Genomic DNA, 21,889 nt, shown 5'->3' with positions numbered 1-21,889 from the left:
GTGTGGTGACCCGAACGCCGCCCTTCCTCCCCGCGCTGGCCCCTGCCCGCGAGGTGTCGTCGTGCTGTCCGTGGGTCGCCTGTCGACCCGAAGGACAACCGTGTCTGCGAAACACCGCGCCCCCGCACGTCGCCGTTCCGCCCGTCTGCTCGCAGGAGCCGCCGTCACCGCGCTGGTCGCGGGTGGCGCGGTCGTCCTGATGCCGCAGCTCGCGTCGGCGGCGGCTCCGTTCCCGACGACGCAGCTGTACGCGACCGTCTCCGGCTCGTCGACGGTGTACTCCGTCGACCGTGCAACGGGGGCTGCCACGGCCGCGCTCACCGTGCCGAACAACCCGACCGGACTGAACCAGATCGGTGTCTCCGGCGACGGCGACGAGCTGTTCCTGACCAACAGCTCGACCGTGTTCGAGTACACCGCGTCGACGGAGACCTGGGAGACGGTGGCGCGGCCGAACCCGCCTCTGGTCGCGAACCAGATGGGCGGCGTCGACCCGAAGTCGGGCAAGTTCTTCTTCGGCGGCCTCGCGAGCGGTTCCACGTTCTCGTTCACCTCCTACGACCCCGACACGAACACGATCTCGTCGAACGTCACGTCGGTGACCGTGCCGAACCCGCCCGGCGGGAACGGCGACCTCGCGTTCGACCGGCAGGGCAACCTCTACTTCATCTCCAGCAGCGCGACGGCCGCACAGCTGTACCGCGTCGATGCAGCCGACCTGGGTGGGGGTTCCACCACCGCGACCCCGGTCGGACCGGCGATCACACCCGCATCCGCCCTGACATCTCTGGCGTTCGGCGACGACGGGTACATCTACATCTCGGGGTCGTCTGCGAACACCTTCCTGCAGGTCAACCCGGTGACCGGTGCCACGGTCGCGCAGCGGAGCATCACCAGCGGTGGGAACGCCCTGGCGGTCACCGACCTCGGTTCCCGCGCGGTCCCGTCCACGGGTGCGGCATCCGGCGGGTTCACGGACGGCAAGGCGAAGCCGAGCGACCAGCTCACCATCAGCGTCGGCGGCGGTGACGTGCCGAAGCCGGCCACCGCGACCACCTCGGACGGCAACGACACCGTGACCGCGGGACCGATCATCCTGCTCCCGGGCGGCTCCTACACCGTGACCCAGAGCCCCGGGAACTCCTCCACGGACCCGAACGACTACGACACGTCGTACGTCTGCACCAACCTCGTCGACAACACCACCGTGTCGAAGGGCACCGGCTCGACGGCCCCCTTCACCGTCCCTGCGGGCGGCGGCGACGTGAGCTGCGCGTTCTCCAACCCGCTCAAGCCGAAGGTCGAGAACACCTCCTCGACGGGGAACACGCCGGGTCAGCCGGCCACCGTCGACGTCCTCGCGGGCTCCACGGGCGACATCGACCCCACCACGGTGCAGCTGACCGACGCGGGGGTCCCCGGCTCGTCCGTGAGCGACGGCGGCAAGACCCTCACCGTCCCCGGGCAGGGCGTCTGGACCGTCGACCCGAAGACCGGCGCGGTGACCTTCACCCCGGAGGACGGGTTCACGAAGAACCCGACCCCGGTCACCTACACGGTCGAGGACACCCGAGGAAATACGACGCAGGGACAGGTGTCCGTCACCTACCGCGGGGCAGCTCAGAACGACGCCGCGACCACGAAGCAGGGTGCGGGCGTCTCCGTCGACGTGCTCGCGAACGACCAGGGCGGCGTCGTTGCCACCTCGGTGGTCTTCCCGACCGCCGGGCAGCCGGACGGAGCCACCGTTTCCGGGGACGGACGCACGATCGTGGTCCCCGGCCAGGGCTCGTACACGGCCGACCCGAGCACCGGCGCGGTGACGTTCACCCCGGAACCGACGCTCCGCGGCACGACGACACCGGTGACGTACCGGGTGGCGGACGCGGACGGCGGGACCTCGACGGCCCAGGTCACGATCTCGGTGACCCCGGTCGGACCGAAGGCTGCGGCCGAGACCGTGAGCACCCAGCAGAACACACCGGTCACGGTCGACGTCGCCGGGGACGCGAAGCCCGGGGTCAACGGAGGCAACCCGATCGACCCGACCTCGGTCGTGTTCACGGCGGCGGGGCAGCCGGACGGCGCGACCGTGTCGGACGGCGGCAAGCAGCTCACCGTCCCGGCCGAGGGCATCTACTCGATCGACCCCGCCACCGGGAAGGTGACGTTCACACCCGCACCGGGATACGCCGGCACGACCACCCCGGTGACGTACCAGGTCGGCGACACGGGCGGCGCGACGGGCACCGGCACCGGCACCATCGTGGTCACGGTCACCCCTGTGTCCCCGACCGCGAACCCGGACTCCGCGACCACCACCCAGGGCGAGAGCATCAGCACCGACGTCCTCGGTGACGACACCGCCGGCAACGCCGAGACACCGCTCGACCCCGCCACCGAGGCGTTCCCGACGGCGGGACAGCCGGCCGGCGCGACGGTCTCAGGGAACGGCCAGCAGCTCGCCGTCCCCGGTCAGGGCGCGTACACGATCGACCCCGCCACCGGGAAGATCACCTTCGCCCCGGAGCCCACGTTCCGTGGCACGGCGTCGCCCGCGACCTACCGCGTCGCCGACGCCGACGGCACGACGACGTCCTCGACGCTCACCGTGACCGTCACCGCGGTCGGCCCCGTCGCGACGGACGACACGGCGAGCACCGGGCAGAACACGCCCGTGTCGGTCCCCGTGACCGGCAACGACCGCCCCGGCGTCGAGCGCGGGACACCCATCGACCCGACGTCCGTCGTGTTCCCGACCTCGAGCCAGCCGCAGGGCACGGTCGTGTCGGTCGACGGCCGGACCCTGACCGTCCCCGGCCAGGGCGCCTACGTGGCCGACCCGACGTCCGGCGCGGTGGTGTTCACCCCGATGCAGGGGTGGTCGGGCACCACTGCCCCGGTGACCTACCAAGTCGGAGACACCGGCGGCCGGACCACGACCGCCACGATCACCGTGACCGTCGTCACGGCCCTCCCGACGGCTGCCGCCGACACCGCTCGGACCCCGCAGGACACCCCGGTGACGGTGTCGGTCCTCGGGAACGACCGCGCCGGCAACGACCGCACCCCGATCGTGCGTGGATCGGTTCGCCTGCTCGGCGCAGACGGCCGGCCGGTCACGACCCTCGCGGTCCCCGGCAAGGGCACCTTCACGGTTGACACGACGACCGGTGAGGTGACCTTCGCTCCGGCGAAGGGCTGGACCGGGACGCTCGAGGCTCCGTACCAGATCGCCGACGCCGACGGCGGCACGGCTTCCTCCACCGTCACGGTCACGGTCGGTGCCGCCCCCCGCGCCGTGGACGACGTCCGGACCGGAACCCCGGGCAAGCCGATCACCGTCTCGGTGACGGGCAACGACGGTGCCGGGTCGTCGCCGGTCGACCCGACGTCCGTGCGGCTCGTCGACCCGGAGACGGGTGCGCTCGTGACCAGCGTGACCGTTCCCGGGAAGGGCACCTTCACGGTCGGGAACGACGGAGCGATCACCTTCACGCCGGTGGAGGGCTTCCACGGCCGGGCCGAGGTGTCCTACTCGGTGGCGGGTGAGGACGGCAGCCGCGCGACCGCCACGCTGACGATCACCTACCCGGCGGTGGCAGCGGGCACCGTCCGACCGACCGCCGACGGCGGCCGGCTCGCCTTCACCGGGACCGACGTCGCCTGGCAGGGCTCGATCGCGGCGCTCCTCCTGCTGGTGGCCGGTGGGACGACCCTCGTCCTCCGACGGCGGAAGCGCGCAGGGTCGCGCTGACGACCGGGTGGTGACCCACCACCGGACGGGAGGCACGGTGCCGGCTGGCACCGTGCCTCCCGTCCGTCACAGGGTCGGGTGGGCATGCTCGGAGGCGTGACCCGTCTCCGACGCTCCGCGACCGGCGGTCGCGGCTACCACCGCGTCCGTTCCGGCCGCGGCTTCTCGTACCGCGACCCCGACGGGAAGACCGTCACCGACCCGGCGGTCCGCCAGCGCTTCGAGGACCTCGTCATCCCGCCGGCGTGGGACGACGTCTGGATCTCGCCGTACGACAACGGACACATCCTCGCCACCGGCATCGACGGGGCCGGACGACGGCAGTACATGTACCACCCCGGCTGGCGCGAACGCATGGACCGGATCAAGTACGACCGTGCGCTCGCCCTCGCCGAGTCCCTGCCGTCAGCACGACGGATGGTGACGCAGGACCTGCGTCGCCCGGAGCCGGACCGACAGCGCGCGCTCGCCGCGGCGTTCCGGATGCTCGACCAGGGATCGCTCCGCGTCGGGTCCGAGCGGTACGCGACCGAGCACGGCAGCCGTGGGCTCTCGACGCTGCTCTGCGCGCACGCCCACGTCTCGGGCGACGACATCGAGCTCGACTTCCCTGGCAAGAGCGGACAGGAGTGGTCGTCGTCGATCCACGACCCCGACCTCGCGACGGTGATCGCCGGCATGAAGCGTCGCGGACCGAACGCCCGACTGCTCTCGTTCCGCGAGCGCCGCGGGGCCGAGTGGGAGCCGCTCTCCGCCGAGGACATCAACGCCTACGTCAAGGAGCGCGCCGGCGACGAGTTCACCGCGAAGGACTTCCGCACGCTGCACGGCACGGTCGCCGCCGCCGTGGACCTCGCGAGGACCGGACCCCAGTCGAGCCAGGCGAAGCGCAAGAAGGCGGTCTCGCACGCGGTGAAGGCCGCGAGCGACGAGCTCGGGAACACCCCGACGGTGTGTCGGCAGAGCTACATCGACCCCCGGCTCCTGGACGCGTACGACCACGGCGAGACGATCGACCCCGGGCGCCTGCACGCCGCCGAGTCCGAGGTCCGTGCACTGCTCTACCGGCAGTGACCGCGGAGCGCGTCGGATGACGTACCGTTGACCACCGTGCCGCCCACCCCACACCCGGCACGGAAGGACCCCCGACAGTCGTGACCGACGAGTGCATCCACGGTTTCCCCACCGAGCTCTGCGACATCTGTTCCCCCCGCCAGCGGGAGACCCCCGCTGAACCCACCGCCCCGGCACCCCGCCGGACCCGCATCACCACCGACCTCCGCTCAACGCCCACTCCCGCGCGCGTTCCCGGCGGGCCGCTCCGCTCGGCCGTCCCGGACCTGCCCGAACCCCGCGTCTTCGCCTCGCTGCGGGCGCACCACGCGACCCACATCGACAACCTGCCGGGCATCGTGTCGGACGGCGCGATCGTCGCCGCGACCGACGCGACGCCCGCCGTCGACGTCAGCTCGACGGACACCCGTGCCGCGCGTTCCGAGGCCGCGGCACCGGACGGGTCGCCCGTCGCCGCCCACGTCACGTTCTCGCTGTCTCCCGACGCCACGCGCTGGGACGAGCTCCGCCGCGGTGCCGAGGGGGAGCGGTGGTCCGACGCCGCCCGCCGGACCCGCGCGACCGACTACGTCGTGCTCGTCGTGCCGGTGTCCGCGTTCGGCGCCTCGGTGATCGTGGCCGACCAGGATGCCGAGGCCGAGGACGTCCGGTTCGCCGTGGGCCCGGAGGCGGGGACGAACCTCATCCGCCGCACCGACTTCACCGACCCGGAGATGCACGGCCTCGAGCTGCTCGCCGGGCCGAGCGTGCCGTTCTCGTCCGTCGCGGTGATCGGTGTCCCGAACGACCGCGCGCGGCAGCAGGTGAAGGCGATCCTCGCCGAGCACGGCGGCCACGCGCCCCGGGTCGCCGTCTTCCCGCCGTGGTTCGTGCCCCCGGTGACCGCCGAGTAGGACTCGCGTCGCGAGTCGGCCGCGTTCTCCAGGCCGCGTTCGTCGTGCCCTCCCGACCACGTCGGGAGGGCACGCTGCGTGGCGGGGGCGGGTCGTGCCTCCAGGCTGGCCGATCCCCGCCGTTCCGGGGAAGTGCGCCGATCCCGACACGCCCGCGATCCGCGACACGCCCGGGTTGCACGGATGCCGTGCCTATGGGAGACTTGTCCGGTTCCGAATTCCGCAGGGCGTCCGCGCCCGCAGGATCACTGCTCTGGCAGTGCACAACCCCCTTGTTCAGCAGGGCTGGGTTGGGCCGCAGGCAGCAGAACACGATCGAATCCCCCGCGAAGCACGACGAGCACTGCTGTGCCCGGAGTGTGGGGGAAGCGACATGCCCACGCTGGACGGCCCAGGTCGCCCGCGCGGTTGACAGGAGAACAGCGGTCATCCCCAGTGGATGCGGCCGGTTGGTTCAGGTAAACGGCCTGGCCCGCAGGAATGCGGAGTGCAGGCGGCGTCAGGCGGCCCGAGAGGGTGCGCGGCGCAGAGAGGACAAAGAGACACATGGCGGGACAGAAGATCCGCATCCGGCTCAAGTCGTACGACCACGAGGTCATCGACACGTCGGCCCGGAAGATCGTCGACACGGTGACCCGTGCCGGTGCGACCGTGGTCGGCCCGGTGCCGCTCCCCACCGAGAAGAACGTGGTCACCGTGATCCGTTCTCCCCACAAGTACAAGGACTCGCGCGAGCACTTCGAGAAGCGCACGCACAAGCGGGTCATCGACATCGTCGACCCGACGCCGAAGGCCGTCGACTCGCTCATGCGACTCGACCTCCCGGCCGACGTCAACATCGAGATCAAGCTGTAAGGGGGCTGACCAATGGCGAACTCCACCAAGACCGTCAAGGGCCTCCTCGGCAAGAAGCTCGGGATGACCCAGGTGTGGGATGAGAACAACAAGTTCATCCCCGTGACCGTGATCGAGGTCGGCCCGAACGTGGTCACCCAGATCCGCAACGTCGAGCGCGACGGCTACGAGGCGATCCAGATCGCCGCCGGTGCCATCGACCCGCGCAAGGTCAACAAGCCGACCGCCGGCCACTTCGAGGCCGCAGGCGTGACCCCGCGTCGCACCCTCACCGAGATCCGTACCAACGATTCCGCTGAGTACACGCTCGGCCAGGAGCTCACCGTCGACACGTTCGAGGCGGGCCAGAAGGTCGACGTCGTCGGTACCTCCAAGGGCAAGGGCTTCGCCGGTGTCATGAAGCGTCACGGCTTCGCCGGCGTCTCCGCATCGCACGGTGCGCACCGCAACCACCGCAAGCCCGGTTCGATCGGCGCCTCGTCGACCCCGTCGCGTGTCTTCAAGGGCATGCGCATGGCCGGTCGCATGGGTGGCGAGCGCGTGACCGTCCTCAACCTCACGGTGCACGCCGTCGACGCCGAGAAGGGTCTGCTGCTCGTCAAGGGCGCCGTCCCCGGTGCTCGTGGCCGCTCCGTCTTCGTCCGCACCGCCGTGAAGGGTAAGTGATCATGGCCACCGAGACCGCAACCACGATCGACGTCCTCGACGCGACCGGGGCCGTCGCCGGCAGCATCGAGCTGCCCGCCGCGCTCTTCGACGTCGAGACCAACGTCCCGCTGATCCACCAGGTCGTCACCGCGCAGCTCGCCGCCGCGCGTCAGGGCACCCACAAGACCAAGAACCGCGGCGAGGTCCGCGGCGCCGGTCGCAAGCCGTTCAAGCAGAAGGGCACCGGCCGCTCCCGTCAGGGCTCGGTCCGCGCTCCGGAGCACACCGGCGGTGGCGTCGTCCACGGACCGACCCCGCGCGACTACTCGCAGCGCACCCCGAAGAAGATGATCGCCGCTGCTCTGCTCGGCTCGCTCTCGGACCGCGCCCGCGGTGGCCGCATCTCCGCGGTGGAGTCCTTCGTCCCGGCCGAGGTGCCGTCGACCAAGACCGCCCGCACGCTCCTCGAGAAGGTCGCGCCCGTCAAGAACGTGCTCGTCGTGCTCGAGCAGGACGACGAGCTCACGCTCAAGTCGATCCGCAACCTGCCGGGTGTCCACGCACTCTCGTACGGCCAGCTCAACGCCTACGACGTGCTCAAGTCCGACGCCCTCGTCTTCAGCAAGAGCGCACTCGACGCCTTCATCGCGTCGAAGTCCGCGAAGGAGGTCTCCGCATGAGCGGCTTCAACAAGGACCCGCGCGACATCATCATCTCGCCGGTCGTCTCGGAGAAGAGCTACGGCCTGATCGACCAGGGCAAGTACACGTTCATCGTGGACCCCCGTTCGAACAAGACCGAGATCAAGCTCGCCATCGAGAAGATCTTCGACGTCAAGGTCGCGAGCATCAACACGCTGAACCGTCCGGGCAAGACCCGTCGCACGCGTTTCGGCATGGGCAAGCGCAAGGACACCAAGCGCGCCATCGTGACGCTCAAGTCCGGTTCGATCGACATCTTCACGGCTGTCGGCTGAGGACCAGAGGGATAAATCATGGCTATTCGTAACTACAAGCCGACGACCCCCGGTCGTCGCGGCTCGTCGGTCGCCGACTTCGCCGAGATCACCCGTTCGACGCCGGAGAAGTCGCTGCTTCGTCCGCTGCCGAAGACCGGTGGGCGCAACAGCTCCGGCCGCATCACGACCCGTCACATCGGTGGTGGCCACAAGCGCCAGTACCGCGTGATCGACTTCCGTCGTCACGACAAGGACGGCGTCGACGCCAAGGTCGCACACATCGAGTACGACCCGAACCGCACCGCGCGCATCGCGCTCCTGCACTACGTGGACGGCACGAAGCGCTACATCATCGCGCCGAACAAGCTCAAGCAGGGCGACGTCGTCGAGCAGGGCCCCGGCGCCGACATCAAGCCCGGCAACAACCTGCCGCTGCGCAACATCCCCGTCGGTACCGTGATCCACGCGATCGAGCTCCGCCCCGGTGGCGGCGCGAAGATGGCCCGGTCCGCCGGTGCCTCGGTGCGTCTCGTCGCCAAGGACGGCCCCTACGCGCAGCTCCGCCTGCCGTCGGGCGAGGTCCGCAACGTCGACGCCCGCTGCCGCGCCACCATCGGCGAGGTCGGCAACGCCGAGCAGTCCAACATCAACTGGGGCAAGGCCGGCCGCATGCGCTGGAAGGGCGTTCGCCCGACCGTGCGTGGTGTCGCCATGAACCCGGTCGACCACCCGCACGGTGGTGGTGAGGGCAAGACCTCCGGTGGTCGTCATCCGGTCAGCCCGTGGGGTCAGGCCGAGGGCCGGACGCGCAAGCCGAACAAGCCGAGCGACAAGCTCATCGTCCGTCGCCGTAACGCCGGCAAGAAGCGCAAGTAGGAGTTCAGAAGATGCCACGCAGTCTGAAGAAGGGCCCCTTCGTCGACGAGCACCTGCTCCGCAAGGTCGTCACGCAGAACGAGGCCAACACCAAGAACGTGATCCGCACCTGGTCGCGTCGCTCGATGATCGTCCCGAACATGCTCGGGCACACGATCGCCGTGCACGACGGCCGCAAGCACATCCCGGTGTTCGTCACCGAGTCGATGGTCGGTCACAAGCTCGGCGAGTTCGCGCCGACCCGCACCTTCCGTGGTCACGTGAAGGACGACAAGAAGGGCCGTCGCCGCTAACGCGGGGACGCAGAGGAGGAACGAAATGGTGGAGTCGATCGCACGCGTGCGACACATCCGCGTCACGCCTCAGAAGGCCCGTCGCGTCATCGAGCTGATCCGCGGCAAGCAGGCCCACGAGGCGCTCGCCATCCTGAAGTTCGCGCCGCAGGCCGCTTCGGAGCCCGTGTACAAGCTGGTCGCCTCGGCGATCGCGAACGCCCGGGTGAAGGCGGACTCGACGAACAGCTTCCTCGACGAGCGCGACCTCTACGTGAGCCGCGTCTTCGTCGACGAGGGCACGACCCTGAAGCGGTTCCAGCCGCGTGCCCAGGGCCGCGCCTTCCGCATCAACAAGCGCACCAGCCACATCACGGTCGTCCTCGCGACGCCGGAAGAGGCTGAGGCCGCCGCGACGAGCAAGAAGGCGAGCAAGTAATGGGCCAGAAGGTCAACCCGTACGGCTTCCGTCTCGGGATCACGACGGACCACGTCTCGCACTGGTTCACCGACAGCACCAAGGCCGGTCAGCGCTACGCCGACTACGTGGCCGAGGACATCAAGGTGCGCGAGTACCTGAAGAAGACCCTCGACCGTGCCGGCGTCGCCCGCATCGAGCTCGAGCGCACCCGTGACCGTGTCCGCGTGGACATCCACACGGCGCGTCCGGGCATCGTCATCGGTCGTCGCGGTGCCGAGGCCGAGCGCGTCCGCGGTGAGCTCGAGAAGCTCACCAAGAAGCAGATCCAGCTCAACATCCTCGAGGTCAAGAACCCCGAGACCGAGGCCCAGCTCGTCGCGCAGGGCATCGCCGAGCAGCTCTCCGCCCGTGTCGCGTTCCGTCGCGCCATGCGCAAGGGCCTGCAGGGTGCGCAGCGCGCCGGCGCCAAGGGTGTCCGGATCCAGGTGTCGGGTCGTCTCGGCGGCGCCGAGATGTCGCGCTCGGAGTTCTACCGCGAGGGCCGCGTGCCCCTGCACACGCTCCGCGCGAACATCGACTACGGCTTCTACGAGGCCCGGACCACGTTCGGCCGCATCGGCGTGAAGGTCTGGATCTACAAGGGCGACATCACGAACAAGGAGCTCGCTCGCGAGCAGGCGAACCAGCGTTCGTCGCGCCCGGAGCGTCGTGGCGGCCCCCGTGGCGAGCGCGGCGACCGTCGTGGCGGCGACCGTGGCGGCCGTCAGCAGCAGGCCCCGCAGGACGCGCCGGCCGGCGCAGGAGTTGAGGCGTAACCATGCTTATCCCCCGTCGAGTCAAGCACCGCAAGCAGCACCACCCGAAGCGTTCGGGTCAGGCGACCGGTGGCACCAAGGTCAGCTTCGGCGACTTCGGTATCCAGGCGCTCACCCCGGCGTACGTGACCAACCGGCAGATCGAGTCCGCTCGTATCGCCATGACCCGTCACATCAAGCGTGGCGGCAAGGTCTGGATCAACATCTACCCGGACCGTCCGCTCACGAAGAAGCCGGCCGAGACCCGCATGGGTTCCGGTAAGGGTTCCCCCGAGTGGTGGGTCGCCAACGTCAAGCCGGGTCGTGTGCTCTTCGAGCTCTCCGGCGTCAACGAGGACATCGCCCGCGAGGCGTTGACCCGTGCAATCCACAAGCTGCCCCTCAAGGCACGCATCATCAAGCGCGAGGAGGGCGACGCATAATGGCGATCGGTTCCAAGGAGCTCCGTCCGACTGAGCTCGACACGTTCGAGAACGAGCGGCTCGCCGACGAGCTGAAGAAGGCCAAGGAGGAGCTGTTCAACCTCCGCTTCCAGTCGGCCACCGGCCAGCTGGAGAGCCACGGTCGTCTTCGTGCCGTCAAGCGCGACATCGCCCGCATCTACACCGTCCTCCGCGAGCGCGAGCTCGGCATCCGTGCCACTCCCGCGCCCGTCGAGACCGCCCCGAAGGCCAAGAAGTCGACGAAGAAGGCTGACAAGCCCGCCGAGTCGACCGAGGCCGAGACCGCCGAGGAGAACTGATGGCGAACGAAGAGAACACCTCCGCCGCCTCGACCCGCGGCTACCGCAAGACGCGCCGCGGCTACGTGACGAGCGACAAGATGGACAAGACCATCGTGGTCGAGGTCGAGGACCGCGTGAAGCACGCGCTCTACGGCAAGATCATCCGCCGCACGTCCAAGGTGAAGGCCCACGACGAGCTCGGCACCGCTGGTGTCGGCGACCTCGTCGTGATCAGCGAGACCCGTCCCCTCAGCGCCTCCAAGCGCTGGCGCCTGGTCGAGATCCTCGAGAAGGCCAAGTAGGCCCCCGCCTGCTTCGGAACAGGAGACAACAGTGATTCAGCAGGAATCCCGCCTGAAGGTCGCCGACAACACGGGTGCCAAGGAGATCTTGACCATCCGCGTGCTCGGCGGCTCGGGCCGTCGCTACGCCGGTCTCGGTGACGTCATCGTCGCCACGGTGAAGGACGCCATCCCCGGCGGCAACGTGAAGAAGGGTGACGTCGTCAAGGCGGTCATCGTTCGCACCAAGAAGGAGACCCGTCGTCAGGACGGCTCCTACATCAAGTTCGACGAGAACGCGGCAGTGATCCTCAAGGCTGACGGCGACCCGCGCGGCACGCGCATCTTCGGTCCGGTCGGTCGTGAGCTCCGTGACAAGAAGTTCATGAAGATCATCTCGCTCGCGCCGGAGGTGCTGTAAGCCATGGCGAACATCAAGAAGGGTGACCTCGTCGAGGTCATCACGGGCGCCACGCAGGAGCGTGGCGGCGACCGCGGCAAGCAGGGCAAGGTCATCGAGGTGCTCGTTGACTCGGAGCGCGTCGTCGTCGAGGGCGTGAACTTCGTCACGAAGCACGTCCGCGTCGGCCAGACCCAGCGTGGTTCGAAGACCGGTGGCATCGAGCAGCACGAGGCTCCGATCCACGTCTCGAACGTCGCCATCGTCGACCCGAAGACCAAGAAGCCGACCCGCGTCGGCTTCCGTACCGAAGAGGTGGAGAAGGACGGCGTCAAGAAGACCGTCCGCGTCCGCTACGCCAAGAAGTCGGGTGAGAAGCTCTGATGACCGACACGACTGCCGCGCCGGCGACCAAGGTCGAGCCGCGCCTCAAGCAGAAGTACAAGAACGAGATCAAGGCTGCCCTCACCGAGCAGTTCGGGTACGCGAACGTCAACCAGGTCCCCGGCCTGGTCAAGGTCGTCGTGAACACCGGCGTCGGCGAGGCCGCTCGTGACTCGAAGATCATCGAGGGGGCCATCAAGGACCTCACGGCGATCACGGGTCAGAAGCCCCAGGTCAACATCGCTCGCAAGTCCATCGCGCAGTTCAAGCTGCGTGAGGGTCAGGCGATCGGTGCGCACGTCACCCTCCGCGGTGACCGCGCCTGGGAGTTCCTCGACCGCCTGATCTCCCTCGCCCTGCCCCGCATCCGCGACTTCCGCGGCCTCAGCGACAAGCAGTTCGACGGGAACGGCAACTACACGTTCGGTCTCACGGAGCAGTCCGTGTTCCACGAGATCGACCAGGACCGCATCGACCGCGTGCGTGGCTTCGACATCACCGTCGTGACCACCGCGAAGTCGGACGACGAGGGCCGCGCGCTGCTCAAGCAGCTCGGGTTCCCGTTCCGTTCTGCCGAGCAGACGGTCTAAGATACTTCGGGCGGTGCGGGCCGGAGGATTCACGTCCTCCGGCCCGCACGCACGAACACACAGGTCTCCGGGAACCGCCCGGGGACCCCGATCGCTCAGGTCGGCATTCGTGGAACGGGTGTCGAAACCAGGCGAGAATGGATACGCATCATGACGATGACCGATCCGGTCGCAGACATGCTGACCAGATTGCGGAACGCGAACTCGGCGCACCACGACGCCGTCTCGCTTCCCAGCTCCAAGCTGAAGAAGAACATCGCTGAGATCCTCAAGCGCGAGGGTTACATCAGCGAGTGGAAGATCGAGGACGCCCGCGTCGGGCAGACCCTCACGATCGACCTGAAGTACGGCCCCGAGCGCGAGCGCTCGATCGCCGGCATCAAGCGCGTCTCGAAGCCGGGCCTCCGGGTCTACGCGAAGTCGACGGAGATCCCCCAGGTCCTCGGTGGCCTCGGCGTGGCGATCCTCTCGACGTCGTCCGGCCTCCTGACCGACCGCGAAGCCGAGCAGAAGGGCGTGGGTGGGGAAGTCCTCGCCTACGTGTGGTGATCGACAATGTCTCGAATCGGACGTCTTCCCATCGACATCCCCGCCGGCGTGACCGTCTCCATCGACGGCCAGAACGTGGCGGTCAAGGGCCCGAAGGGCGAGCTCGCGCTCGTCGTCGCTGAGCCCATCCAGGCCAAGGTCGAGGAGAACCAGGTCCTCGTCACCCGTCCGGACGACGAGCGCTCCTCGCGTTCGCTCCACGGCCTGACCCGCACCCTGATCGCGAACAACATCGTCGGTGTCACCCAGGGCTACTCCAAGGGCCTCGAGGTCGTCGGCACCGGTTACCGCGTGCAGGCGAAGGGCACCAGCGTCGAGTTCGCGCTGGGCTACTCCCACCCGATCACGGTCGAGGCGCCCGCGGGCATCTCGTTCGCCGTCGAGGGCAACAACAAGCTCACCGTGACCGGCATCGACAAGCAGGCCGTCGGCGAGGTGGCCGCCAACATCCGCAAGCTGCGCAAGCCCGAGCCCTACAAGGGCAAGGGTGTCCGCTACGCCGGCGAGATCGTGCGCCGCAAGGCCGGAAAGTCAGGTAAGTGATCATGGCTCTCGGTATCCGAGGAAAGAGCAAGTCGGCCGCCAAGGCGCGCCGTCACAACCGACTCCGCAAGAAGATCACCGGCACCGAGGCGCGCCCGCGTCTGGCCGTCACGCGTTCGTCGCGTCACGTGTTCGTGCAGGTCATCGACGACGCGAAGGGTCACACCCTCGCCAGCGCATCGACGATGGAGGCCGACCTCCGCTCGTTCGACGGCGACAAGACCGCCAAGGCCCGTCGCGTCGGTGAGCTCCTCGCCGAGCGCGCGAAGGCCGCCGGCGTCGAGGCCGTGGTCTTCGACCGTGGTGGCAGCAAGTACGCCGGTCGCGTCGCCGCGATCGCCGATGGCGCCCGTGAAGGAGGGCTGAACCTGTGAGCGACACCGCGAACACCACCAGCAACACCGCCAAGGAGACGACGACCGAGGCCGCGGCCACGGCCGAGCGTCCGGTCGAGACCGCCGCTGGCTCCGCGTCGAACAACCGCGACTCCGCCGACCAGCGCGGCCGTCGTGGCGGCGGGCGTGACCGTCAGCAGGGTCGCGACCGCAACAACCGCGGTGGCGACAGCCAGTTCCTCGAGCGCGTGGTGACCATCAACCGCGTCTCGAAGGTCGTCAAGGGTGGTCGTCGCTTCAGCTTCACGGCGCTCGTCGTCGTGGGTGACGGCAACGGCCTCGTGGGCGTCGGCTACGGCAAGGCCAAGGAGGTCCCGACGGCGATCTCCAAGGGCGTCGAGGAGGCGAAGAAGAACTTCTTCCGCGTCCCGCGCGTCGGCAACACCATCCCGCACCCGGTGCAGGGTGAGGCCGCTGCCGGTGTCGTGCTCCTGCGTCCGGCCGCTGCCGGTACCGGTGTCATCGCCGGTGGTCCGGTCCGCGCCGTGCTCGAGTGCGCCGGCATCCACGACGTCCTGAGCAAGTCGCTCGGCTCGTCGAACACCATCAACATCGTGCACGCGACCGTCGAGGCGCTGCAGCAGCTCGAGGAGCCCCGCGCGGTCGCAGTCCGCCGTGGCCTCGACGTCGACGCGGTCGTCCCGGCCCGTCTGCTGCGTGCCGAGGCCGCCGCAGCGCGTGCCGCGTCCGAGAAGGCAGGTGCGTGATGGCGACGCTGAAGATCACGCAGACGAAGTCCGTTATCAGCGAGAAGCAGTACCAGCGCGACACGCTCCGCAGCCTGGGTCTCAAGCGCATCGGCCAGACGGTCGAGCGTGAGGACAACCCCCAGAACCGCGGGTACGTCGCGACGGTCGCGCACCTCGTGAAGGTCGAGGAGGTCGACGCATGAGCGACGAGAAGAACGAGCGCGTGCAGGTCCTGAAGCTGCACCACCTCCGCCCGGCCACCGGTGCGAAGAAGGACCGCACACGTGTGGGTCGCGGTGAGGGCTCGAAGGGCAAGACCGCCGGCCGCGGTACCAAGGGTCAGAAGGCTCGGTACCAGGTCAAGGTCGGCTTCGAGGGTGGGCAGATGCCGCTGCACATGCGCACCCCGAAGCTCCGCGGGTTCAAGAACCCGTTCCGTGTCGAGTACCAGGTCGTGAACCTGGACAAGATCGCGGAGCTCTACCCGAACGGTGGCGACGTCACCGTTGCGGACCTGGTGGCCAAGGGCGCCGTCCGCAAGAACGAGAAGGTCAAGGTTCTCGGTCAGGGCGACATCAACGTGAAGCTCACGGTCTCGGTCGACAAGGTCTCGGCGTCCGCCGCCGAGAAGATCGCGGCTGCTGGCGGCACCGTCTCCCAGTAACCCCCGTCGGCGGCCCGTGCGTTTGCGCACGGGCCGCCGTTACGGTTTCCTTGACAGTGGCCGACGTCCGTCGGCCTGGTCGGCCCTGCCGACCGACACCGGAACGGTCGCGTTCGACGGCCCCGGTCCCAGAAGTTCGGAGTCCTCGTGTTCAGAGCGGTCGCGCGCATCATGCGCACCCCAGACCTTCGCAAGAAGATCGGCTTCACCCTCGCGATCATCGCGCTCTTCCGCCTGGGGTCGTACATCCCCGCCCCGTTCGTCGACTACGCGTCCGTGCAGAGCTGCCTCGCCAGCGCGTCCTCGCAGCAGGGTCTCTACGACCTGATCAACCTCTTCTCCGGCGGCGCGCTGCTGAAGCTCTCCGTCTTCGCGCTCGGCATCATGCCGTACATCACGTCGTCGATCATCGTGCAGCTCCTGCGCGTGGTCATCCCGCACTTCGACGCCCTCTACAAGGAGGGCCAGTCCGGTCAGGCCAAGCTGACGCAGTACACGCGCTACCTCACCATCGCGCTCGGTGTCCTGCAGTCCACCACCCTGATCACCGTCGCCCGCTCGGGTGCCCTGTTCGGCACGAACGCGTCGGCCTCCTGCTCGTCGATCATCTCGAACGACAGCTGGTACGCGATCATGCTGATGGTCATCACCCTGACCGCCGGCACCGGCCTCATCATGTGGATGGGCGAGCTCGTCACGGAGCGCGGCATCGGCAACGGCATGTCGCTGCTCATCTTCACGTCGATCGCAGCGCAGTTCCCGTCGGCGCTCTGGGCGATCGAGCAGTCGAACGGCTTCGAGCTGTTCCTGTTCGTGATCCTCGTCGGCCTGGTCATCATGATGGCCGTCGTCTTCGTGGAGCAGTCGCAGCGGCGCATCCCGGTCCAGTACGCCAAGCGCATGGTCGGGCGTCGGACGTTCGGCGGCAACAACACCTACATCCCGATCAAGGTGAACATGGCCGGCGTCGTGCCCGTCATCTTCGCCTCGTCGCTGCTGTACCTGCCGGCCCTCGTCGCGCAGTTCAACCAGCCCTCGGACGGCTCCGCGCCGGCCGCGTGGGTGACCTGGATCCAGAGCAACCTGACCTCGGGTGACAACTGGTTCTACATGGTGCTGTACTTCCTGCTCATCGTCGGGTTCACCTACTTCTACGTCGCGATCACCTTCAACCCCGAAGAGGTCGCCGACAACATGAAGAAGTACGGCGGCTTCATCCCGGGCATCCGTGCCGGACGCCCCACCGCCGAGTACCTCGACTACGTCCTGACCCGGGTGACGTTGCCCGGTTCGCTCTACCTCGGTCTGATCGCACTCATCCCGCTGGGCGCCCTCGCGTTCTTCGGTGCGAACCAGAACTTCCCGTTCGGTGGCGCCAGCATCCTCATCATCGTGGGTGTCGGCCTCGAGACCGTGAAGCAGATCGACTCCCAGCTCCAGCAACGTCACTACGAAGGGCTTCTCCGTTGAGCGCACGTCTCATCATCGTCGGACCTCCCGGAGCCGGGAAGGGCACGCAGGCCCGCCGCATCGCCGAGGCCTTCGGCGTCCCGGCGATCTCGACGGGCGACATCTTCCGCAAGAACGTCGCCGAGGGCACCCCGCTCGGCATCGAGGCGAAGAAGCTGATGGACGCCGGTGAGTACGTGCCGGACGAGCTGACGAACGAACTCGTGAAGTCGCGGCTGGCCGAGTCGGACGCCGAGCACGGCTTCCTGCTCGACGGCTACCCCCGCACGCTGAACCAGGTCGCGTACCTCGACGCGCTGCTGACCGAGCAGGGCACCCAGCTCGACGCCGTCGTGCAGCTCGTCGCGGACCAGGACGAACTCGTCGGTCGGCTCCTCAAGCGCGCGGAGGACCAGGGCCGCAGCGACGACAACGAGGACACGATCCGTCGTCGGCAGGAGGTCTACGTCGAGCAGACCGCCCCGATCGTCGGCGCCTACGCCGAGCGTGGGCTCGTGCTCGACGTCGACGGCCTCGGTGGCATCGACGAGGTCGGCGACCGCATCCAGTCGGCGCTCGCGTCCCGCGGGCTCACCGCGGGCGTCTGACCCCGAAGTGGTCCGCTTCCGCAAGCCCTCCGTCTACAAGACGCCGGAGGAGCTCCGCGCCATGGTGCGCCCGGGGCTGCTCACGGCACAGGCGCTCGACGCGGTGCGCGCCGCGATCCGCCCCGGCATCACGACCGGTGAACTCGACGCGATCGCCGAGCGGACCATCCGCGACGGTGGTGGCGTACCGAACTTCCAGCTCGTCCCCGGCTACCGGCACACCCTGTGCGTCTCCGTGAACGACGAGGTCGTCCACGGGATCCCGGGTGACCGGGTGGTGCAGCCCGGCGACATCGTGTCGGTGGACGCGGGTGCCGAGGTCGACGGGTGGAACGGCGACAGCGCCTTCACGATCGTCGTCCCCGGCGGCGACGCTGCGGTGTCCGAGGCGCGACAGAAGCTCTGCGACACGACCGAACGGTCGTTGTGGCACGGGATCGCTGCGCTCGCCTCGGCGAAGCACCTCAACGAGGTCGGCGCCGCGGTCGAGGACGCCATCGAGGAGACCGGCGCCTGGGGCATCGTCGAGGACTACACGGGGCACGGCATCGGACGGTCCATGCACGAGGACCCACCCGTCTTCAACTACCGGGTGCGCGGCGCGGGTCCGGCGGTGAAGCCCGGCCTGGTCGTCGCGATCGAGCCGATGGTGACCGCGGGGACGATCGACAGCTCGACCGACGACGACGACTGGACGGTCCGGACGCTGGACGGGTCGGACGCCGCGCACTGGGAGCACAGCGTCGCGGTGCACGCCGACGGCATCTGGGTGACCACCGCCGCCGACGGCGGTGCTGCGGGCCTGGCCCCGCTGGGTGTGACACCGGTCCCGATCCCGTAGGACGGGCCTCCAGGCGGTACCGCCCGTCAGCGGGTCGCGACGGTGCCGCCCGGCAGCGGGTCGCGACGGGACCGGCTTGGAGGCGCGGCTCGTCCCCGCCCCGTCGGTTCAGTTGCCGACGGAGCAGGTCTGTTCGTCGGCGTTCTGTCCGGTGATCGAGGACGGCAGCGGCGTCGCGGTGGCCGTCGGCGTCGCCGACGACGCGACCGCCGAGGACGACGTCCCGCCGGAGGAGGACGTCCCGCCGGAGGAGGAGGTCCCGCCGGAGGAGGACGTTGCGCCGGAGGAGGACGTTCCGCCGGAGGACGACGACGTCCCCGCGCTCGTCGACTCCTCGGACGCGCGTCCGGTGGTCGAGTCGGAGAGCGACGTCCGCTGGTCGGTCTGCAGCGCGACGTTGAGGACGTGTGCTGCTTCCTGCGACACGATCACCCGAGCGGTGTCCGCGGGGTCATCCACGACCGGGTACTGCACGAAGAGCATGTTCGACGTGCTCATGCCCCGGAGGGTGGTGGCGAGGCCGACGAGGCTCCGGGCCTTCGCGAGGCCGTCGGAGAGCGTCATGTTCTGCAGGGCTGCCGTCGCGAGGCGGTAGAGCGTGACCGGGTCGGACAGGGTGTCGCCCGAGGTGATCTTCCGGAGCAGCGCCGAGAGGAACACCTGCTGCGAGCTGATGCGGGCGAGGTCGCTGCCGTCCCCGACGCCGTGGCGGGTGCGGAGGAACGCGAGCGCGTCGGAGCCCTGGAGCGTGTGCTCGCCGGCCGTGAGGTGGAGTCCGGTGTAGGTGTCGTTGATCGGCTGGGCCACGCAGACGTCGACGCCGCCGAGCGCGTTGGACATCGAGATGACGCCGTCGAAGGTGATGAGTCCGGCGTAGGGGATGCGGAGTCCGGTGAGGTTCTCGACAGTGTCGACGACGCAGGAGACCCCGCCGTTGCCGAGTGCGGTGTTGAACTGCGCCGAGGTCGACGCCGGGTACGTCGTCCCGGTGGCGGGGTTGCTGCACGCCGGGATCGGCACCATGAGGTCGCGCGGGAAGCTCACGGCGGTCAACTGCTGGTGGTCCTGCGAGATGTGCACGAGGATCGTGACGTCGTTCCGGGCGCCCTGCACGTCCTCGTCGGAGTCGAACTGGCCGACGCGGGTGTCGCTGCCGATGAGGAGGATGTTCGCGCCACCGGGCATCGCGGTGATGTCGGCGGTGTCCGCGACCTGCTGGTCGTCCTTGCTGAGCGCGACGGTCTTCGGCTTCGTCGCGAGTGTCCCACCGGCGATCGCGGCCACGCTGGTGCCGCTGACGAGGGCGACCGCCAGGACGGACGCGACGATCCCGAGGGCCGACGCCCAGGCGCGACGACGGGGCAGGCGTCCGTGGCGGGCCAGGGGGCCGCGGGTCTTCGGCACGGTTCTCTCCGTTCGGTGGGCTGCCGTGACACGGTACGGCCGGTGCACTCGAGACGGCCCAGAACGGGCCAGGCAACCACTGTGGAACGTTCAGAATCCCGCCGGGAAGCCCCAGGTCGAGGGGCCGGAGCCGTCCGCACTTGGCAATCGGGCGTCTGGCAAGTAGGATCGATCTTTGGTGTGTCATGCCCTCCGGGCGTGGCGCCCGACCCGCAGACCGGCTCGGGGATCACACCGGTAATCCAACCAAGCGACAGTGAGGCTATGGCCAAGAAAGACGGCGTCATCGAGATCGAGGGCTCGGTGCTCGAAGCTCTGCCCAACGCGATGTTCCGCGTTGAGCTGACCAACGGACACAAGGTCCTCGCGCACATCTCCGGGAAGATGCGCCAGCACTACATCCGCATCCTCCCCGAGGACCGCGTGATCGTGGAGCTGAGCCCGTACGACCTGACCCGCGGCCGGATCGTCTACCGCTACAAGTGATCCGCGAGCTGGAAAGGAACGGCCCGGCGAACCCGCCGAGCACGAAGCCAGCGAGCACGAGGAACCAACCATGAAGGTCAACCCCAGCGTCAAGCCCATCTGCGAGCACTGCCGAGTGATCCGCCGGAAGGGCCGCGTCATGGTGATCTGCAAGAGCAACCCGCGCCACAAGCAGCGCCAGGGCTGAGCTCCCAGCAGGACCCACAACTCAACACCGAACACGCAGTACCAGAACCCGCGGCTCCGGCAGCGGGGGACACCTCGGGGCGGAGGCCCGGGCACCGGTACTGCGCCACACCTCCACCAACCACAGGAGCAGCCAGCACATGGCACGTCTAGCAGGCGTCGACATCCCGCGCGAGAAGCGCGTGGAGATCGCACTCACGTACATCTACGGCGTCGGCCGTACCCGGTCCGTCCAGGCCCTGGCCGAGACCGGCATCTCCGGCGACATCCGCGTCAAGGACCTCACCGACGACCAGCTCGTCGCCCTCCGCGACTACATCGAGGGCAACTTCAAGGTGGAGGGTGACCTCCGCCGCGAGGTCGCCGCCGACATCCGCCGCAAGGTCGAGATCGGTAGCTACGAGGGTCTCCGCCACCGTCGTGGTCTCCCGGTGCGCGGTCAGCGCACCAAGACCAACGCGCGTACCCGCAAGGGACCGAAGCGCACCGTGGCAGGCAAGAAGAAGGCCCGATAGGAGATCATCATGGCTACCCCCAAGACTGCCGCGCGCAAGCCGCGTCGCAAGGAGAAGAAGAACGTCGCCGTGGGCCAGGCCCACATCAAGAGCACGTTCAACAACACGATCGTCAGCATCACCGACCCGTCGGGTGCCGTCCTCAGCTGGGCGTCCTCGGGTGCCGTCGGCTTCAAGGGTTCGCGCAAGTCGACGCCGTTCGCGGCGCAGCTCGCCGCCGAGTCCGCCGCGCGTCAGGCGCAGGAGCACGGCGTCAAGAAGGTCGACGTCTTCGTGAAGGGTCCGGGTTCGGGCCGCGAGACCGCGATCCGTTCCCTCCAGGCCGCCGGCCTCGAGGTCGGTTCGATCAACGACGTCACGCCGCAGGCGCACAACGGGTGCCGCCCGCCCAAGCGTCGCCGCGTCTGACGCGAGGAGCAACCGGCCGTTCCCCGCTCGTTCCCTGACCGGGGCGAGCGGGGCCGGCCATTCCTGGTCGTTCGATCGCGCACGACGAGCCGTTCGCGGCCGTCGGTGCGCGTGATCACAACTCAACAGACCCGTCGGGGCCCGGTCGGCCCCGTCGTACCGCCGAGTGTCATATAGCGGACACTCCGCCGAAAGGAATCCCAC

General features: G+C 68.9%; 31 protein-coding genes. 30 read left to right on the top strand and 1 reads right to left on the bottom strand.

Annotation, left to right across the window (positions count from 1 at the left end; translation table 11 throughout):
* Positions 1–100 precede the first annotated feature (100 nt).
* The 26 genes from ACRQ4C_RS16600 (at position 101) to map (ending at position 18,686) form a co-directional block, all read left to right on the top strand.
* Complete coding sequence (locus ACRQ4C_RS16600) at positions 101–3,757, top strand: Ig-like domain-containing protein (RefSeq protein WP_439689451.1); 3,657 nt, start codon at positions 101–103, stop codon at positions 3,755–3,757.
* A 96-nt stretch (positions 3,758–3,853) separates the two neighbouring features.
* Entirely contained in the window at positions 3,854–4,831 is a 978-nt protein-coding gene (locus tag ACRQ4C_RS16595) for a DNA topoisomerase IB (RefSeq protein ID WP_400412188.1), read from the top strand.
* 80 nt (positions 4,832–4,911) lie between these two features.
* On the top strand, positions 4,912–5,724 hold the full coding sequence (locus ACRQ4C_RS16590; protein WP_439689450.1) for a DarT ssDNA thymidine ADP-ribosyltransferase family protein: 813 nt from the start codon (positions 4,912–4,914) through the stop codon (positions 5,722–5,724).
* A 546-nt stretch (positions 5,725–6,270) separates the two neighbouring features.
* Entirely contained in the window at positions 6,271–6,579 is a 309-nt protein-coding gene (rpsJ, locus tag ACRQ4C_RS16585; protein WP_022903286.1) for a 30S ribosomal protein S10, read from the top strand.
* A gap of 12 nt (positions 6,580–6,591) precedes the next feature.
* Positions 6,592–7,245, top strand: a complete 654-nt coding sequence (rplC, locus tag ACRQ4C_RS16580) for a 50S ribosomal protein L3 (protein ID WP_058725377.1) — start codon at positions 6,592–6,594, stop codon at positions 7,243–7,245.
* Between the two features lie 2 nt (positions 7,246–7,247).
* Complete coding sequence (gene rplD / locus ACRQ4C_RS16575; RefSeq protein WP_290133576.1) at positions 7,248–7,907, top strand: 50S ribosomal protein L4; 660 nt, start codon at positions 7,248–7,250, stop codon at positions 7,905–7,907.
* Positions 7,904–8,203 (top strand): 50S ribosomal protein L23, encoded by a 300-nt coding sequence (gene rplW, locus ACRQ4C_RS16570; RefSeq protein ID WP_022903283.1) that lies wholly within the window; start codon positions 7,904–7,906, stop codon positions 8,201–8,203. The genes rplD and rplW overlap by 4 nt, the downstream gene beginning before the upstream one ends.
* 18 nt (positions 8,204–8,221) lie before the next feature.
* Positions 8,222–9,061, top strand: coding sequence for a 50S ribosomal protein L2 (gene rplB, locus ACRQ4C_RS16565; protein WP_022903282.1), 840 nt, complete (start codon positions 8,222–8,224; stop codon positions 9,059–9,061).
* 11 nt (positions 9,062–9,072) lie between these two features.
* Positions 9,073–9,354, top strand: a complete 282-nt coding sequence (gene rpsS / locus ACRQ4C_RS16560; protein WP_017885529.1) for a 30S ribosomal protein S19 — start codon at positions 9,073–9,075, stop codon at positions 9,352–9,354.
* Positions 9,355–9,379: 25 nt separating this feature from the next.
* On the top strand, positions 9,380–9,772 hold the full coding sequence (gene rplV / locus ACRQ4C_RS16555; RefSeq protein ID WP_058725380.1) for a 50S ribosomal protein L22: 393 nt from the start codon (positions 9,380–9,382) through the stop codon (positions 9,770–9,772).
* Positions 9,772–10,569: a 30S ribosomal protein S3 gene (gene rpsC / locus ACRQ4C_RS16550; RefSeq protein WP_022903280.1), complete on the top strand. Its 798-nt coding sequence runs from the start codon at positions 9,772–9,774 to the stop codon at positions 10,567–10,569. The genes rplV and rpsC overlap by 1 nt, the downstream gene beginning before the upstream one ends.
* A 2-nt stretch (positions 10,570–10,571) precedes the next feature.
* A complete protein-coding gene (gene rplP / locus ACRQ4C_RS16545) occupies positions 10,572–10,991 on the top strand; it encodes a 50S ribosomal protein L16 (RefSeq protein ID WP_022903279.1) in 420 nt (139 codons plus the stop codon).
* Positions 10,991–11,311: a 50S ribosomal protein L29 gene (gene rpmC, locus ACRQ4C_RS16540; protein ID WP_290133577.1), complete on the top strand. Its 321-nt coding sequence runs from the start codon at positions 10,991–10,993 to the stop codon at positions 11,309–11,311. Before rplP ends, rpmC begins: the two co-directional genes overlap by 1 nt.
* Positions 11,311–11,595 (top strand): 30S ribosomal protein S17, encoded by a 285-nt coding sequence (rpsQ, locus tag ACRQ4C_RS16535; RefSeq protein WP_022903277.1) that lies wholly within the window; start codon positions 11,311–11,313, stop codon positions 11,593–11,595. The genes rpmC and rpsQ overlap by 1 nt, the downstream gene beginning before the upstream one ends.
* Positions 11,596–11,626: 31 nt before the next feature.
* Positions 11,627–11,995, top strand: coding sequence for a 50S ribosomal protein L14 (gene rplN, locus ACRQ4C_RS16530; protein WP_017885523.1), 369 nt, complete (start codon positions 11,627–11,629; stop codon positions 11,993–11,995).
* Between the two features lie 3 nt (positions 11,996–11,998).
* Positions 11,999–12,358, top strand: a complete 360-nt coding sequence (gene rplX, locus ACRQ4C_RS16525; RefSeq protein ID WP_058725382.1) for a 50S ribosomal protein L24 — start codon at positions 11,999–12,001, stop codon at positions 12,356–12,358.
* Positions 12,358–12,948 carry a 50S ribosomal protein L5 gene (rplE, locus tag ACRQ4C_RS16520; protein WP_058725383.1) on the top strand — a complete coding sequence of 197 codons (591 nt, stop codon included), beginning with the start codon at positions 12,358–12,360 and terminating at the stop codon, positions 12,946–12,948. Before rplX ends, rplE begins: the two co-directional genes overlap by 1 nt.
* 150 nt (positions 12,949–13,098) lie before the next feature.
* Entirely contained in the window at positions 13,099–13,497 is a 399-nt protein-coding gene (gene rpsH / locus ACRQ4C_RS16515; protein WP_058725384.1) for a 30S ribosomal protein S8, read from the top strand.
* Positions 13,498–13,503: 6 nt separating this feature from the next.
* Positions 13,504–14,040, top strand: coding sequence for a 50S ribosomal protein L6 (rplF, locus tag ACRQ4C_RS16510; protein WP_058725385.1), 537 nt, complete (start codon positions 13,504–13,506; stop codon positions 14,038–14,040).
* A 2-nt stretch (positions 14,041–14,042) separates the two neighbouring features.
* On the top strand, positions 14,043–14,414 hold the full coding sequence (rplR, locus tag ACRQ4C_RS16505) for a 50S ribosomal protein L18 (RefSeq protein WP_058725386.1): 372 nt from the start codon (positions 14,043–14,045) through the stop codon (positions 14,412–14,414).
* Positions 14,411–15,142 carry a 30S ribosomal protein S5 gene (gene rpsE, locus ACRQ4C_RS16500; RefSeq protein ID WP_058725387.1) on the top strand — a complete coding sequence of 244 codons (732 nt, stop codon included), beginning with the start codon at positions 14,411–14,413 and terminating at the stop codon, positions 15,140–15,142. Before rplR ends, rpsE begins: the two co-directional genes overlap by 4 nt.
* Entirely contained in the window at positions 15,142–15,327 is a 186-nt protein-coding gene (gene rpmD / locus ACRQ4C_RS16495; RefSeq protein ID WP_439689449.1) for a 50S ribosomal protein L30, read from the top strand. Before rpsE ends, rpmD begins: the two co-directional genes overlap by 1 nt.
* A complete protein-coding gene (gene rplO / locus ACRQ4C_RS16490; RefSeq protein WP_031273239.1) occupies positions 15,324–15,788 on the top strand; it encodes a 50S ribosomal protein L15 in 465 nt (154 codons plus the stop codon). The genes rpmD and rplO overlap by 4 nt, the downstream gene beginning before the upstream one ends.
* A 147-nt stretch (positions 15,789–15,935) precedes the next feature.
* Positions 15,936–17,258: a preprotein translocase subunit SecY gene (secY, locus tag ACRQ4C_RS16485; RefSeq protein WP_290133578.1), complete on the top strand. Its 1,323-nt coding sequence runs from the start codon at positions 15,936–15,938 to the stop codon at positions 17,256–17,258.
* Positions 17,255–17,845, top strand: coding sequence for an adenylate kinase (locus ACRQ4C_RS16480; RefSeq protein ID WP_439689448.1), 591 nt, complete (start codon positions 17,255–17,257; stop codon positions 17,843–17,845). Before secY ends, ACRQ4C_RS16480 begins: the two co-directional genes overlap by 4 nt.
* 61 nt (positions 17,846–17,906) lie before the next feature.
* Positions 17,907–18,686 carry a type I methionyl aminopeptidase gene (gene map / locus ACRQ4C_RS16475; RefSeq protein WP_439690923.1) on the top strand — a complete coding sequence of 260 codons (780 nt, stop codon included), beginning with the start codon at positions 17,907–17,909 and terminating at the stop codon, positions 18,684–18,686.
* Between the two features lie 108 nt (positions 18,687–18,794).
* On the opposite strand, the gene ACRQ4C_RS16470 is transcribed toward map, so the two are convergent.
* The gene (locus tag ACRQ4C_RS16470; protein ID WP_439689447.1) at positions 18,795–20,090 is read right to left on the bottom strand and encodes an LCP family protein; all 1,296 of its coding nucleotides are present in this window, start codon (positions 20,088–20,090) and stop codon (positions 18,795–18,797) included.
* A gap of 264 nt (positions 20,091–20,354) precedes the next feature.
* On the opposite strand from ACRQ4C_RS16470, the gene infA reads away from it, so the two are divergent.
* The 4 genes from infA to rpsK all read left to right on the top strand — a co-directional run bounded on the left by infA (position 20,355) and on the right by rpsK (position 21,685).
* Complete coding sequence (infA, locus tag ACRQ4C_RS16465) at positions 20,355–20,576, top strand: translation initiation factor IF-1 (RefSeq protein WP_017885509.1); 222 nt, start codon at positions 20,355–20,357, stop codon at positions 20,574–20,576.
* 70 nt (positions 20,577–20,646) lie between these two features.
* The gene (gene rpmJ / locus ACRQ4C_RS16460) at positions 20,647–20,763 is read left to right on the top strand and encodes a 50S ribosomal protein L36 (RefSeq protein ID WP_022903266.1); all 117 of its coding nucleotides are present in this window, start codon (positions 20,647–20,649) and stop codon (positions 20,761–20,763) included.
* Between the two features lie 139 nt (positions 20,764–20,902).
* Positions 20,903–21,277, top strand: coding sequence for a 30S ribosomal protein S13 (gene rpsM / locus ACRQ4C_RS16455; RefSeq protein WP_058725393.1), 375 nt, complete (start codon positions 20,903–20,905; stop codon positions 21,275–21,277).
* Between the two features lie 9 nt (positions 21,278–21,286).
* Entirely contained in the window at positions 21,287–21,685 is a 399-nt protein-coding gene (gene rpsK / locus ACRQ4C_RS16450) for a 30S ribosomal protein S11 (protein ID WP_017885507.1), read from the top strand.
* The last annotated feature ends 204 nt before the right edge of the window (positions 21,686–21,889 follow it).

Source organism: Curtobacterium sp. SP.BCp (genome assembly GCF_051903255.1).
Lineage (GTDB): Bacteria > Actinomycetota > Actinomycetes > Actinomycetales > Microbacteriaceae > Curtobacterium.
This window is presented reverse-complemented; position numbering and strand designations above follow the sequence as displayed.